The sequence below is a fragment of the Alloalcanivorax marinus genome (assembly GCF_016906305.1).
GTDB classification, from domain to species: Bacteria; Pseudomonadota; Gammaproteobacteria; order Pseudomonadales; family Alcanivoracaceae; genus Alloalcanivorax; species Alloalcanivorax marinus.
Genome location: NZ_JADDOL010000042.1, coordinates 1 through 13,059, shown reverse-complemented (window position 1 = coordinate 13,059; position 13,059 = coordinate 1). Strand labels below are relative to the sequence as shown.

The following is a 13,059-nucleotide window of genomic DNA, read 5'->3' as shown; positions in this document are numbered from 1 at the left end:
AGGACGTTCGAAAGGGAGCCCCCAGGGACGGGTTCACGGCGTTCCCGGAAGGGCGTCGCGCCTTGAGTCGCGTCCCGGCTGGAGAGAGAAACTTCGATCAACCGTTAAACAGTTCGCCGGTGTCAGGTCAGTTCATCAGGGGGCGGGTTTCGCGGGCGCCGAGGTAGAGCATCAGGAGGGCGCCGACGATCAGGTACCAGTAGAAGGTCACGAAGCGCCAGATCACGATCACGGTGGCGGCGGTGACGGTGCCCAGCCAGGGGTTCAGCAAGGCGGCGCCGGCGACCTCGGCGCCGCCGGCCCCGCCCGGCAGCAGGGTCAGATGGCCGGCGCCCATGGCCACCATCTGCACGAAAAACCCGTAGGCCCAGTCCAGATGCTCGCCCAACGCCAGCACCGCGATATAGATCACCGAATAACGCAGCAGCCAATGCAGCAAACACAGCCCGAACATCAGCGCCAGCTTGCGGCGCGGCACCGCCAGGGTCTCCTCCAGACCACGGCGGAAGCGCAGGGTGGCCCGGGCCAGCCGGAAACGGCGGCGGCGGCGCATGCCCAGCCAGGCCAGCAGATCACCGGAGCCGATCAGCAGCCGGCGCTGATAGCGCACCGTCAGCACCACCGCCGCCAGGCCGCCCAGCAACAACCCCAACGGCACCGCCAGTTGCCACCAGCCGCCCCAGTCCAGATAGCGGGCCAGCCCGTACAGGGCCACGGTGGGCAGCAAGGTGGCGAACACCAGCATATCGGTGAGCTGATCCACCGCCAGCACGGCGGTGGCGTGGGACGGCGCCACCCCGTGGCGGGACAACAGGGCCGCCAGGGTGAACGGCGCGCCGCTGCCGCCGGGGGTGGCGTTGAGGCTGAACTCGGTGGCCACCGTGGTGATCAGCGCATCGCCGTGGCTCATGTGGGGGGCGCGGCCATTCAGCATCAGGCGCAGGCGCCAGGCGTTCAGGTTCCAGCACACGCCGATCATCGCCAGCAGACCCAGCAGCCAGGTCACCGGCACCCGGCGCAGGTCATGGAACGCCTCCGGGCCGCCCAGCACCAGGGGCACGGTGGCCCCGATCAACAGGGCGACCAGCAGCAGCCAGCGCCAGCGGCGACTCACCGTACCGCTCGAGGTTGTTCCAGCCGGCTCTGCTCCAGCAACCAGCGACGTTTGGTCACGCTGCGCCGCTCCTGGCGCAGGGTGCGCACCGTGTCGAGCCAGAATTGCCGGCTTTCCTCATGGCGCAGGTCCACCGGATGCAGGGCCAGGCGCAGAATCGGCGCGTTGCGGTAATAGAGCATGCGCCAGCGGTTGAGCAGGATGAACAGCCGCCGCCGCCAGGCGCTGCGCGAGGACATCACCAGGGTGGGCAGCGGCCAGCGCCGTTCGTCCGGCAGCCGGTAGATGGCGCCGCTGTCGGTGCGGTAGGCGAAGCCGGCCTCGCGGATGGCGTTGCGACCGTCGCTGTTGGTCACCCAGCCCGGCGGCACGAAGCCGTCGGCGCGCCAGCCCTGGCCGTAGAACATGGCCAGCCCGTCGCGGATACGACGCGCCGCCTCGCCGCGATTGAGCGCCGAGAACTCGCCTTCGTGGGTCAGCACCCGGCGGCGCAGCAGGCCCCGGGGCGTTTGCGGCGCCGGACCGTCGTCCTCGTGGTAGTAGCCGTGCAGCACCAACTCATCGCCGGCGTCCTGGCGGGCCCGCAGGGCGCGGCAGAAGGCCGGGTGGCGGTCGGCCACGTCGTAGTGATGGAAGTCCGGCACGGTCAGCAACGTGCAGCGCAGCTCGCCGCCCTCCTCTTCCTGTTCCAGTTCCGTCAGGAAGGCGCGATAAAGCGGCCAACTGTGCGGCGCCACGTCATGCAGGGAAAGCATGAACGCCGGCGCGCGGGGATCGTCAGGGATGGGATTCATGGGTTCGCGCCAAAACAGGTTGATCGTACACGCCCAGCACACGGCGGTAGTGGCCCAGCAGGCTGTCCACCACGGTGTCCCAACTGTGCCGGGATTCCACGTGAGCGCGGGCGGCCCGGCCCAACGCCGCCGGATCGTCGTGCTCGAACAGGTCGCGGATCGCCTCGGCGAAACCGCCGCCGTCGTTGGCCGGGGCATGGCGGCCACAGCGGGCCGGCACCACTTCCGGCAGGGCGCCGGCATCGGCGCACACCACCGGCAAGCCGCAGGCCATGGCCTCCAGGGCCACCAGCCCGAACGTCTCCTGGTCGCCGGCGTGCACCAGGGCGTCCGCCGCCGCCATCCAGCCGGCCACTTCCGGCGCCGGGCAGAATTCGTGGATCACCGATACATTGTCCGGCGCGTCCGGTTGCAGCCCGGTGCCGATCAGCAACAGGTGATAGTCCGGCAGAGCGCGCATGGCCTCCAGCAGGACCGGAATGTTCTTTTCCTGGGTGCCCCGGCCGGCGAACACCAGCAGCGGCCGGTCGTCCTCGATGCCCAGCCGGCGGCGGGCGTCGGGCTTGGCGCGCTGCGGGTGGAAGGCTTCCAGGTCCACGCCCAGGGGCTGCACCTGGACGTCTTCCACGCCGCATTCCGCCAGCCGGCGGGCCATCAGCTGGCTGGGGCTGAGCACCAGGTCGAAGCCCCGGTAGAGGCGCTGGATGTAACCGCGGGTGCCGGCGTCCAGGAAGGCGCCCACCCGATGATGAATCAGTGACAGCAGATCCGAGTGGTAGAAGCCCACCGCCGGCACGTCGAGCATGTGGGCCGCGCGCTGGGCGGCCCAGGCCGGGGTGTAGGGGTCGCCGGCCTCGATCAGATCCGGCTGCAGGCCGGCCATGACATTGGCCCACAGCCCCAGACGCAGCGGGAACCGGTAGCCCGGCGCCAGCGGCAGCGGCATCGCCGGCAGTTGCACGAAGTCCCGGTCGAACCGGACCCCCGCCCCCGGCAGCACCACCTTATGGCTCATATCACCCCGACGCAGCAGCGCCTGGCGCTTGGCATCGATATAGGTCCGCACCCCGCCGCTCGATTGTGTGTAGAACAAGGTGCTATCGAGAATCTTCAAGCGGCTCTCCTTCTCCCTGGCCCAACTCGCTGATTTTCGTCACTGTTTTAAGTCAATAACCCGTGATGGGTGTAAAGATAGCATTGCTTTCTGAAAAGCGGCCCCGGGCACCGGGTAAAGGCTTGTAAAAGGGCAAGGCGCCGCCATAAAAAGGACACTGGAAACCACCGGCACGGGAGTCGTGGCGAGCATGGAGTTCAAGGACTATTACGGTATTCTCGGCGTCGAGCCGGACGCGGACGACAAGGCGATCAAAAGCGCCTACCGCAAACTGGCGCGGCAATATCATCCCGATGTGAGCAGCGACGACGACGCTGAACGCAAGTTCAAGGAAGTCTCCGAGGCCTATCACGCCCTCAAGGATCCGGAAAAGCGCGCCGAGTACGACCGGCTGCGGCAGTACCGGCAAAGCGGCGGCGGCTTCGAGCCACCGCCGGGCTGGCAGGGGTTTCGCCCCGGCGCCGGCGGTGGCGAGGCCCGCTTCGAGGACGACGGCGCCTTCTCGGACTTCTTCGAATCCATCTTCGGCGGCGGCTTCGGGCGCCGGGCCGGGCCCCGCCCGGGCCGCGACCTGGAAGTGGAAATGCCGCTGTTCCTGGAAGACACGGTGGCGGACACCCGAAAGCAGATCCGCGTCGGTGATCGCACCCTCAATGTGACCATCCCCGCCGGCACCGGCGACAACGAACGCATCCGCCTCAAGGGCCAGGGTACCCCCGGCGCCGACGGCGGCGAGCCCGGCGACCTGTACCTGCGGGTGCGGCTGGTGCCCCACCCGCTGTTCGACGTGGACGGCCACGACCTGATCGTCACCGTGCCGGTGGCGCCCTGGGAAGCGGCGCTGGGCGGCAAGGTGTCGGTGCCCACGCTGGGCGGACGGATCAGCGTCACCGTGCCCGCCAACAGTCAGAACGGTCGACGCCTGCGCCTGCGCGGCAAGGGGCTGAGCGGCAAGAAAGGGGCCGGCGATCTGTACGCCGTGCTCAAGGTGGTGATGCCCGACCGCAACGATGAACGCAGCCAGGCCCTGTGGCGGCAGCTTGCCGAGCACAGCGGTTTCGACCCGCGCGCCGATTGGGAGTGATGGCATGAACAACAGCGTCCGCCGACTGACCCTCACCGAACTGTCCCGCCGGGTGGCCCTGCCGGTGGCCACGGTCACCGAAATCGTGGAACTGGGCATCATCGAACCGGAGGCCCGGGATCCGCACTGGCTGTTCGACGAAACCGTCACCGTGATCGTGACCCGGGCGGCCCGTCTGCACCGGGACCTGGCCATGGACTGGAGCGGCGTGGCCCTGGCCCTGGAACTGATCGAGGACAATCAGCGACTGCGCCGGGAAAACGCCGCCCTGCGGCGGCGTCTGGCCCGGTTGCTGGAGTAACGGTCGGGAGTACTGAACCGCGATCAGCCGGAGGGCCGCTGGCGATAGAACAGCGCCAGCTGGTCGTACACCTCGGGCAGCACGCCGCGCAGGTAATCCGGCGACTCGAAGAAGCTCTCGGTGGCTACGGCGAAGAATTCGCCGGGGTCTTCCAGGGCATAGGGATCGAGAAACGCCTCGCCGCGCTGCTCCGCCCCCTGCAGGGCCTGCCAGGCGTTGGTGAACACCTCGTGCCAGCGTTGCCGATCCATGCCCGGATGCAACGGCGGCGCCCCGTTGGGGCCGTCGTCGAGCATATCCAGCTTGTGGGCCAGTTCGTGCAGCACCACGTTGTAGCCGTCTTCCGAACTGGCTTGCAGAATGTCGCCCCAGGACAGGATCACCGGCCCCTGCAACCAGGCTTCACCGGCCAGCGCCCGGCCCTCTTCATGGACCACGCCGAACTCGTCCATGCCGCCGTCCGGCGTCACGAAGGTGTCTTCATAGACGATCACCGTGTACCAGCCGTCGTACCAGTCCAGCCCCAGCTCCAGCACCGGCACCACCGCCATGGTGGCGATCAGCAGCCGCTGGGCGTCGTTCAGCTCGAAGCCACCGCCACTGGCCAGCTCCTTGCGGAGCAAAAAGCGCAGCGCCGCGTCGTACAAACGCTCACGGTCGGGCCCCTGATACCGGGCCGCCACCGGCCACGGCGCCACGGCCTGCTCCCATTGCTCGCGGCTTACCGGCAGCCGCGACAGCTTGCGGTCTTCCAGCCATTTCCTGGCCTGTTTGAACATCCTGTTTCCCCAACAACAACCCGAAAAAAATCAGGTCTGGAAGCTTGCCCTTTTTGTCCGTGGGTCGTAAAGCGATTTGCCCTGGCCTGTCCCGTCATATGAACAGGAGGGCTTGGATGCGGCCCGCCGGGGCCGCCTCGGGAAAGGCCGTGCCGACGGCACGGCCCGGGTCTCGGTCTAGGGCCTGTTCACACTACTTGCAAGTAGTGTGAACAGGCCCTAGATGTAGTAGCTCTTCAGCGGCGGAAAGCCGTTGAATTCCACCGCGCTGTAGCTGGTGGTGTAGGCACCGGTGGAGAACCAGTACAGGCGGTCGCCGATGGCCAGGTTCAGCGGCAGGCCGTACTTGTAGTTCTCGTACATGATGTCGGCGCTGTCGCAGGTGGGTCCGGCGATCACCACCTCTTCCACCTCGCCTTTCTTCTCAGTGTAGATCGGGTACTTGATCGCCTCGTCCAGGGTTTCGATCAGGCCGGAAAACTTGCCTACATCGGTGAACACCCAGCGCTGCAGGGCGGTGCGGGACTTGCGCGAAATCAGCACCACCTCGCTGACCAGCACGCCGGCGTTGGCGATCAGGGAGCGCCCCGGTTCGAGAATGATCTCCGGCAGCTCCTCGCCGAAGTCTTCCTTGAGAAAGCGGATGATCTCGGAGGCGTAGGTCTCCAGGTCATTGGTCTTGGCGATGTAGTTGGCCGGGAAACCGCCGCCCAGATTGATCATCTTCAGCTCGATGCCGACCTCTTCGCGGAGCCGCTCGAACATGATCTTGACCTTGCCGATGGCGGCGTCCCAGGCGCCGATGTCCCGCTGCTGGGATCCCACATGGAAGGACACGCCATAGGGTTCCAGGCCCAGGTCACGGGCCAGGATCATCAGGTCCAGGGCCATGTCGGTCTGACAGCCGAACTTGCGCGACAGGGGCCAGTCAGCGGTGTGGGTGCCCTCGGTCAGAATGCGCACGTACACCCGGGAGCCCGGCGCCGCCTTGGCGATATTGCGCAGGTCCGCCTCGGAATCGGTGGCGAACATGCGCACGCCGCGCTCGTAGAAGGCACGGATGTCCCGGGCTTTCTTGATGGTGTTGCCGAAAATGCAGCGTTCGGCGGCCACGCCCAGGTTCATCACCTTGTCCAGCTCATAGATGGAGGCGATGTCGAAGTTGGCGCCCCGGTCACGCAGCAGCGTGATCAGTTCCTCGGCGGGATTGGCTTTCACCGCGTAGTGGATGCGCGCGAACGGAAACTGTCCGACCAGTTGGTCGTAATGCCGGCCCACGGTTTCCGTGTCGATCACCACGAAGGGCGTCTCCTTGGTGTCCGCCAGGTCCTTGATGCGACGGAACACCGCCGGTTCGTAAAAATCCTCGACGCGAATGGCCTCGGTGGTCATGGGGGTCCTCTTAACATTCAACGACGTGCCGGAGGGCACACACACCGGGCCGGGAATCGGGCATCGCCGGTTCCCGGGGTAACGGGCGCCCAACTTAGCAAGGTCCGGCCCGCTTGGGGAGATACCGGCGGGTGTTTTTTCACGCCGGGGCCCGCCGCTCTGCTAGAATGCGCGCCCTTTCCCCTCCCCGCCCGGAGAACCTCATGCCCCTGGCAACGCGCCGGAACCCCCGCCGATGAGCGCCACCGCCGGTCGCGCCGACCTGGTGCTGGTGGCGGTCACCCTGCTGGCCGGCATCAGCTGGATCTTCTCCAAGGAAGCGGTGCTGCTGATGCCGCCCTTGATGTTCATGGCCCTGCGCTTCCTGCTCGCCGGCCTGGTGCTGGCCCTGGTGGCCTGGCCCCGTCTGCTGCGCCTGGACCGGGATCAGTTTCTGCGCAGTCTGCGCGTGGGGCTGGTGTTCGGCCTGGCCATGAGTTTCTGGATCCTGGGCCTCAACTTCGGCACCCATGTGGGCGAAGGCGCCTTCCTGACCAGCCTGGGGGTGGTGCTGGTGCCGGTAATGGCGCGGCTGGTGTTCAAGGAGACGCCGCCGGCCAGCACCTGGGTGGCGCTGCCGGTGGCCGCCGCGGGCCTGGCCCTGCTGGCCCTGGAGGGCGGCTTTCGCGCGGAGCCCGGGCAAGGATTCTATGTGGCGGCGGCGGCCATGTTCGCCCTGTTCTTCACGCTCAATACCCGCGCCGCCAACGACGCGGTGCGCACCGCCGCCTCCGGCGCGGTCACCACCCGCCGGCGGGTGCCGGCCCTGGCCCTGACCACGGTGGTGATGTTCACCGTCAGTCTGGTCACCGGCCTGGGCAGCCTGCTGCTGGAGCCCTGGCGGGCCACCCTGGCCGGCTTCAGCGGCGCCATGGCCGGCTGGGTGATCGCCAGCGCCACCCTCGGCACCGCCTTCCGCTTTTTCCTGCAGACCTACGCCCAGAGCCTGTCGGTGCACAGCCACGGCGTGGTGATCCTGGTGCTGGAGCCGATTTGGACCGCCCTGTTCGCGGCCCTGTGGTTCGGCGAGACCATGACCGCGGTGCAGGTCAGCGGCTGTCTGATGATCTTTCTGTCGCTGCTGGTCAACCGCTGGCCCGGCGTGCGCCGCGCCCTCAAGGCCTGGCTGACCTGACCGGGCCGGATGGCCAGGGCGCCGGTACCCGGTTATGCTCGGGCCGAAAAACCCGCCTCTACGGGCCACCACAACAAGGAACGTCGATGACCGAACCCTACCGCTCCCCCACCGCGCTGGACGACCCTGCCCCGGCCCACGCCGCCACCGAGCCGTTCGCGTTCCGGGGCCGGCTCGGGCGGCTGCGCTATTTCGCCTACCTGGGCCTGGTGACGCTGGTGCTCTACCTGTTGCTCACCTTCGCCTCGGTGCTCACCGCCGGCGCCAGCCGTTCGGAGCCGTCCGCCCTGGTCGGCGTGGTGGCGCTGCTGCTGATGGCGGTGGCCACCTTCGCCGCCTGCGTCTACGGCATCCGCCGTCTGAATGACCTGAACCGCAGCGGCTGGCTGATCCTGCTCGGCTTCGTGCCGCTGGTGAACCTGCTGCTGGGGCTGATTTTGCTGTTCGTGCCGGGCAGCCCCGGCGATAATCGCTATGGCCCCCGCCCGCCGGCCAACGGCACCGGCGTGATCCTCGGCGCGGTGGCGGCGGGCCTGGTGACCCTGGCGATGATCGGCATCCTCGCCGCCGTGGCCCTGCCCGCCTACCAGGACTATGTGAAACGCGCCGAGGCCTACCAGATGCAATTGGATAACCGCTGACCGTCCCCATGAACGCCCGGAGCCCTCACCCCTCGGATTCGTCCCGACCCGCCTCCCGGGCGGTGCCGCGCGGCTGGCCAACGCTGTGGCTGACTCTGGCGCTGGCGCTGCTGCTGGCGGCGCCGCCAGGACAGGGCGCGACGCCGAAGGCCGATGGCGACGCTCCGGCCCATCGGTTGGCGGACGGCGGCCCATCCCACCAGGCGCTGCCCGCCGATCCGGGCCCGGGCGGCCCCCGTCGCCACCATCACGACGATGACCGGGATCCGCCACCGGCGCTGCCCGTGGCCGCCGCAGGCCCGCTGCCGCCGGCGCTCTCTCCCGCGCCCTCCGCGACCCGCGCCACCGCCCTGCCCGGCCGCCCCCGCCACTCCCCCGGCGCGCCCCGCGCACCGCCTCTCTGATCCGTTTCCGCGACCCGCGTCGCCCTCCCGGCGGCGTTCCGACAGCGGAGTGGCCCCGGCCGCTCCGGCACCGATTCGTGGACCAGAGAGACCCCCATGAACCCTCGATTCACCCTGCGGGCCGTCACCTACGGCCTGATCATTCTGCTCGGTCTGGCGGCGGCGCTGCCCAGTCTGTTGCCACCGACCTGGCGCGCCGGCCTGCCCGACGCCTACCGGGCCCATACCCTGACCCTGGGGCTCGATCTCCAGGGCGGCTCCCACCTGCTGCTACGGGTGGACACCGAGGCCCTGACCCGGGGCAAAAGCGGCCGGCAGGCGGCGGAGATCCGCGACGACGCGGTGGCCCGCAGCCTGGAGGTGGTGCGTCGCCGCCTTGACGAAACCGGCGTGGTGGAACCGCTGATCACCCGCCAGGGCCAGGACGGCATCGTGGTGCAATTGCCCGGCGTCACCGATCCGGGCCGCATCAAGGAACTGCTGGGCCGCACCGCCCGGCTCACCTTCCACCTGCTGGCGGCCCCCGGCGAAACCGCCCGGCGTCTGCCCGGCGCCGACGATGGCCGGGTCTATCCGCTCAAGCCCCTGGCGCTGCTGGACGGCGGCAACCTGGAGGATGCCCGGCTCGGTTTCGACCCGCGCACCCACCAGCCGGTGGTCAACTTCCGCCTTGATGACCCGGGCGCGAAAAAATTCGCCGACATCACCAGCCACCATGTGGGTGACCGGTTCGCGGTGGTGCTCGACGGCGAGGTGATCACCGCGCCGGTGATCCGCTCACCGATCACCGCCGGGCGCGGCCAGATCAGCGGCGGCTTTGATGCGCGCGAGGCCGGCGACCTGGCCCTGCTGCTGCGCGCCGGCGCCCTGCCGGCGCCGCTGCAAGTGGTGGAGCAGCGCACCGTGGGTCCGGACCTGGGCGGCGACCAGATTCGCATGGGCATCACCACCGGCCTGCTGGGCGCCGCCCTGGTGCTGGGCTTCATGGTGGCGGTGTACCGGCGTTGGGGGCTGATCGCCAACACCGCCCTGGTGATCAATCTGGGGCTGGTGGTGGGCATTCTCGCGTCCCTGGGCGCCACCCTGACGCTGCCCGGCATCGCCGGCCTGATTCTCAGCGTCGGCATGGCGGTGGACGCCAACATCCTGATCAATGAGCGCATCCGCGAGGAGGCACGCCGGGGCCGCGGCGGGCAGAGCGCCCTGCGCGCCGGCTTCCAGCGTGCCTACGCCACCATCCTGGACTCCAACATCACCACCCTGATCGCCGTGGGTCTGCTGTTCCAGTTCGGCAGCGGCCCGGTGCGCGGCTTCGCGGTGACCATGGCGGTAGGCCTGCTGGTGTCGCTGTTCACCTCGATCTCGGTGACGCGGCTGCTGATGGAGTGGCGCCTGCGCAAGCACCCCCGGGGCACCCTGAAACCGCCGGGTCCGGACTGGCTGGCCGCCGAGCGGCGGCAACGGCCGATCCGCTTTATGCGGGTGGGCGTCACCGGCATCGTGCTGTCCCTGGTGCTGTCGGTGTTGTCGCTGGGGTCGCTGGCCTGGCCGGGCCTGAACACCGGCATCGATTTCCAGGGTGGCGTGGCCCTGGAAATGCACGCGCCGCCGCACACCGCCATCGGGCCGCTGCGCCAGGCCCTCTCCGGGGCCGGCCTGGACGCCGCGCTGCAGCGGTTCGGCGCGGACGGCCAGTACCGGGTGCGCCTGCCCGCCGGCGCCGACAGCGACGCGCGCATCGCCACCGCCCGGGCGGCGCTGACCGGCGTGGTTCCGGACGCCACCTTCCCGCGCGTGGACATGGTCGGCCCCAGCGTCAGCGGCGGCTTCGTGGAGGCCAGCCTGCTGGCGCTGCTGCTGGCCGGCCTGGGCATGTTCGTCTACCTGCGGCTGCGCTTCGCGCCGCATTTCGCCGGGGCGGCGCTGATCACCCTGATGCTGGATGTGAGCAAGACGCTGGGGTTCTTCGTGCTGACCGGGGTGGAGTTCAACCTCACCGCGGTGGCGGCCTTGCTGACGCTGATCGGTTATTCGGTGAACGACAAGGTGGTGGTGTTCGATCGCATGCGCGAGAACCAGGCCCTGGAACCGGATCGCCCGCTGGAGGAGATCATCGATGTGAGTCTCACCCAGACCCTGCGGCGCACCCTGTTCACCTCGTTGACCACCTTCCTGGCGATTCTGCCCATGGGCCTGGCCGGCGGCCCGGCGGTGGGCAGCTTCGCCCTGCCGGTGCTGTTCGGGATCGTGGTGGGCACCAGTTCGTCGATCTGGATCGCCGCGCCCATGGCGCTGTGGCTGGCCCGCCGCCGCCCCGCCGAGCCGCAGAAGGAGGAAGCGCCGCCGGCGGACCCGGACGACGAAAAGGCCCTGTTCGCCCGGGTGGACCGGCTTTAACAGGGTCTCCTTTGGCACCCGGGCCCGTTTGGCAGGAGCGGCTTCAGCGCGATACCGGCGTCATCATGATCGCGGCTGAAGCCGCTCCCACGGGCAAAACACTTTTATTTGTACGTCTATTTGTGCGTCTTGAGCAGGGACTCGACCTTGTCGATGTACCTGCTCCGGGCGTCGTCCTTGCTCATGCCCTTGAGTTTGGCCCAGGCGTCGTACTTGGCCCGGCCGACCATGTCCAGCATACCCGGCCGCTTGCCGCTCACATCGCCCTCGCTGCCCTGTTTGTAATGGGAATAGAGGAACAGCAAATCGTCGTTGCCCGGCTTTTTGTTGAGGGTTTTGACGTCCTTCTGGGCCTGTTCAAAACGGGCGGTATCGGCCATTATTCTCACCTGTCGATTAGCGAATTATGGGTAGGGCCGTGCCCTCGGGGTGGCACGGCCGGCGCTCTACTGTCGACGATAACGATAACGCAAAGCAAGACAACAACATCGAGGGGGAATCGCCATGGCCGGGCCCGCCGCCAGGACCGTCGTGGACGCGCGCCAGGAGCGCGACCTGAAAAGAGCGCTGGGGACGCTGTGGGTACGCTTTCCCGGCTCCCTGGAAGACGACTACATTCACCATGCCCTGCGCCGCGCCCGCAAGCTGATCGGGCGTTCCCTGTATGTGCTGATCGGCCTGTTCCTGGTGGTCACCCTGCCGGTGCTGGTGCTGGTGGACGAACCGGGCATGGCCGCCTGGCGCCTGTTCGGTTTCTGGCCCATCGCCGGCGCCCTGGCGTTGCTGTTCCTGGCGGTGAAGGTGAACGCCCTGAACCGCTTTATGAGCACTCTGATCGGCCTGGCCCTGATGATCTCCCTGGCCGGCACCCTGCTCGGGGCGATCCGCCTGGCGGACACCTTTCTCGGCCAGGTGGCGGCCTTCGAGACCGTCTACGTGCTGATCATCGGCTTCTCGATCCTGCGTCTGCCGCCCACCCGTACCCTGTTCTGGTGCCTGGGCTCGCTGGTGCTGGCGCTGACCCTGGCGCTGATCCTGAGCTGGGACCTGAACCCGGCCTCGCTGCTGCTGTTCTATGGCTTCCCGCTGGTGGTGTGCGCGCTCAACGGCTACATGCTGGACGCCAGCGCCCGCCACAGCTACGCCAACAACCTGCTGCTGGCCAGGGAATCCGAGCGGCTGCGCCAATGGCGCGACAACGCCGACCGGGAGGCCCGCCGCCAGCGGCTGCTCAACGATTTCATGGCGCACATCGCCGGCAACCCGCGGGTCGCCGTGCTGCTGGATCAGGCCCTGGGGTTCATGATCGAACACACCCCGGCGGTGGCCGGCGCCGCCTGGCGGGTGGCCGATGACGGCCTGCATCGGGAAGCCGCCCGTGGCCTGTCCGGGCGGGACGACGCGGAGCGCCACCGGGAGCGCGACGGTCTGCTGGCCGGCGCCCTGGACGCGGAGGGCGACGTGACGCTTTGCCACGACGTGCCGGCGGGCTACCTGGACCTGGAAACCGGCCACAGCCGCCTGCGCCCGGGTCAGATTCTGTTTCTGGTGGTGCGCCAGGGCGATGAGGCCCTGGGCGTGCTGGAGCTGGCGGCCCTGTCGCCGTTCGATAAGGACGCCCGGGCGCTGCTGGAAAGCCTGGCGCCGTCCCTGGCCTACGCGCTGGTGGCCGCCATGGGCCGGGAGGATTACATTCGCCGGCACCAGCAGGCCGGTTGAGCCCTCAGCGGGCGTAAAAAAGAGGCTCATCGCGCTTTGGCAGGAAATCTATACGGGAGGTCTCTATCCGGGACGCGGATCTGTGTGGGGGCCTTCCGGGAACGCCGCGAGTACCCGCAAGCGGGCCCGGCCACCCATCACAGATG

Annotated in this window: 13 protein-coding genes; 7 read left to right on the top strand and 6 right to left on the bottom strand. The window is 68.5% G+C overall.

The genetic code is table 11. From position 1 onward, the window contains the following. Positions 1–127 precede the first annotated feature (127 nt). The 3 genes from IM760_RS18450 to IM760_RS18440 are packed head-to-tail and all read right to left on the bottom strand — an operon-like array spanning position 128 to position 3,022. A complete protein-coding gene (locus tag IM760_RS18450; protein WP_204431694.1) occupies positions 128–1,114 on the bottom strand; it encodes a glucosaminyl phosphatidylglycerol flippase in 987 nt (328 codons plus the stop codon). After that, positions 1,111–1,908 carry an N-acetylglucosaminyl phosphatidylglycerol deacetylase gene (locus IM760_RS18445; RefSeq protein ID WP_204431693.1) on the bottom strand — a complete coding sequence of 266 codons (798 nt, stop codon included), beginning with the start codon at positions 1,906–1,908 and terminating at the stop codon, positions 1,111–1,113. Before IM760_RS18445 ends, IM760_RS18450 begins: the two co-directional genes overlap by 4 nt. Then, on the bottom strand, positions 1,892–3,022 hold the full coding sequence (locus IM760_RS18440; protein WP_204431692.1) for an N-acetylglucosaminyl phosphatidylglycerol synthase: 1,131 nt from the start codon (positions 3,020–3,022) through the stop codon (positions 1,892–1,894). Before IM760_RS18440 ends, IM760_RS18445 begins: the two co-directional genes overlap by 17 nt. A gap of 190 nt (positions 3,023–3,212) precedes the next feature. Between IM760_RS18440 and IM760_RS18435 the strand changes: the two genes are divergently transcribed. Both IM760_RS18435 and IM760_RS18430 read left to right on the top strand, forming a co-directional pair. Next, on the top strand, positions 3,213–4,106 hold the full coding sequence (locus IM760_RS18435; RefSeq protein WP_204431691.1) for a DnaJ C-terminal domain-containing protein: 894 nt from the start codon (positions 3,213–3,215) through the stop codon (positions 4,104–4,106). 4 nt (positions 4,107–4,110) lie between these two features. Next, positions 4,111–4,407: a chaperone modulator CbpM gene (locus tag IM760_RS18430; RefSeq protein ID WP_204431690.1), complete on the top strand. Its 297-nt coding sequence runs from the start codon at positions 4,111–4,113 to the stop codon at positions 4,405–4,407. Between the two features lie 23 nt (positions 4,408–4,430). Here IM760_RS18430 and IM760_RS18425 read toward each other — a convergent pair whose 3' ends face one another. Together IM760_RS18425 and IM760_RS18420 are read right to left on the bottom strand one after the other, a co-directional pair. After that, positions 4,431–5,186, bottom strand: coding sequence for a M90 family metallopeptidase (locus tag IM760_RS18425; RefSeq protein ID WP_204431689.1), 756 nt, complete (start codon positions 5,184–5,186; stop codon positions 4,431–4,433). Positions 5,187–5,405: 219 nt separating this feature from the next. Then, positions 5,406–6,578 carry a type III PLP-dependent enzyme gene (locus IM760_RS18420; protein ID WP_204431688.1) on the bottom strand — a complete coding sequence of 391 codons (1,173 nt, stop codon included), beginning with the start codon at positions 6,576–6,578 and terminating at the stop codon, positions 5,406–5,408. A 235-nt stretch (positions 6,579–6,813) separates the two neighbouring features. On the opposite strand from IM760_RS18420, the gene IM760_RS18415 reads away from it, so the two are divergent. The 4 genes from IM760_RS18415 to secD all read left to right on the top strand — a co-directional run bounded on the left by IM760_RS18415 (position 6,814) and on the right by secD (position 11,194). Continuing rightward, on the top strand, positions 6,814–7,752 hold the full coding sequence (locus IM760_RS18415; RefSeq protein WP_204431687.1) for a DMT family transporter: 939 nt from the start codon (positions 6,814–6,816) through the stop codon (positions 7,750–7,752). An 86-nt stretch (positions 7,753–7,838) separates the two neighbouring features. Further along, complete coding sequence (locus tag IM760_RS18410) at positions 7,839–8,393, top strand: DUF805 domain-containing protein (protein ID WP_204431686.1); 555 nt, start codon at positions 7,839–7,841, stop codon at positions 8,391–8,393. A gap of 8 nt (positions 8,394–8,401) precedes the next feature. After that, entirely contained in the window at positions 8,402–8,797 is a 396-nt protein-coding gene (locus IM760_RS18405) for a hypothetical protein (RefSeq protein WP_204431685.1), read from the top strand. Between the two features lie 96 nt (positions 8,798–8,893). Further along, positions 8,894–11,194, top strand: a complete 2,301-nt coding sequence (gene secD, locus IM760_RS18400; RefSeq protein WP_204431684.1) for a protein translocase subunit SecD — start codon at positions 8,894–8,896, stop codon at positions 11,192–11,194. Positions 11,195–11,310: 116 nt separating this feature from the next. Here secD and IM760_RS18395 read toward each other — a convergent pair whose 3' ends face one another. Further along, positions 11,311–11,574 carry an acyl-CoA-binding protein gene (locus tag IM760_RS18395; RefSeq protein ID WP_204431683.1) on the bottom strand — a complete coding sequence of 88 codons (264 nt, stop codon included), beginning with the start codon at positions 11,572–11,574 and terminating at the stop codon, positions 11,311–11,313. Between the two features lie 124 nt (positions 11,575–11,698). On the opposite strand from IM760_RS18395, the gene IM760_RS18390 reads away from it, so the two are divergent. After that, on the top strand, positions 11,699–12,913 hold the full coding sequence (locus IM760_RS18390) for a GAF domain-containing protein (protein WP_204431682.1): 1,215 nt from the start codon (positions 11,699–11,701) through the stop codon (positions 12,911–12,913). The last annotated feature ends 146 nt before the right edge of the window (positions 12,914–13,059 follow it).

Coding starts and splice junctions, on each gene's coding strand:
- IM760_RS18390 (WP_204431682.1), top strand. CDS start 11,699: ATGGCCGGGCCCGCCGCCAGGACCGTCGTGGACGCGCGCCAGGAGCGC.
- IM760_RS18435 (WP_204431691.1), top strand. CDS start 3,213: ATGGAGTTCAAGGACTATTACGGTATTCTCGGCGTCGAGCCGGACGCG.
- IM760_RS18415 (WP_204431687.1), top strand. CDS start 6,814: ATGAGCGCCACCGCCGGTCGCGCCGACCTGGTGCTGGTGGCGGTCACC.
- IM760_RS18405 (WP_204431685.1), top strand. CDS start 8,402: ATGAACGCCCGGAGCCCTCACCCCTCGGATTCGTCCCGACCCGCCTCC.
- IM760_RS18410 (WP_204431686.1), top strand. CDS start 7,839: ATGACCGAACCCTACCGCTCCCCCACCGCGCTGGACGACCCTGCCCCG.
- IM760_RS18425 (WP_204431689.1), bottom strand. CDS start 5,186: ATGTTCAAACAGGCCAGGAAATGGCTGGAAGACCGCAAGCTGTCGCGG.
- IM760_RS18395 (WP_204431683.1), bottom strand. CDS start 11,574: ATGGCCGATACCGCCCGTTTTGAACAGGCCCAGAAGGACGTCAAAACC.
- secD (WP_204431684.1), top strand. CDS start 8,894: ATGAACCCTCGATTCACCCTGCGGGCCGTCACCTACGGCCTGATCATT.
- IM760_RS18430 (WP_204431690.1), top strand. CDS start 4,111: ATGAACAACAGCGTCCGCCGACTGACCCTCACCGAACTGTCCCGCCGG.
- IM760_RS18445 (WP_204431693.1), bottom strand. CDS start 1,908: ATGAATCCCATCCCTGACGATCCCCGCGCGCCGGCGTTCATGCTTTCC.
- IM760_RS18420 (WP_204431688.1), bottom strand. CDS start 6,578: ATGACCACCGAGGCCATTCGCGTCGAGGATTTTTACGAACCGGCGGTG.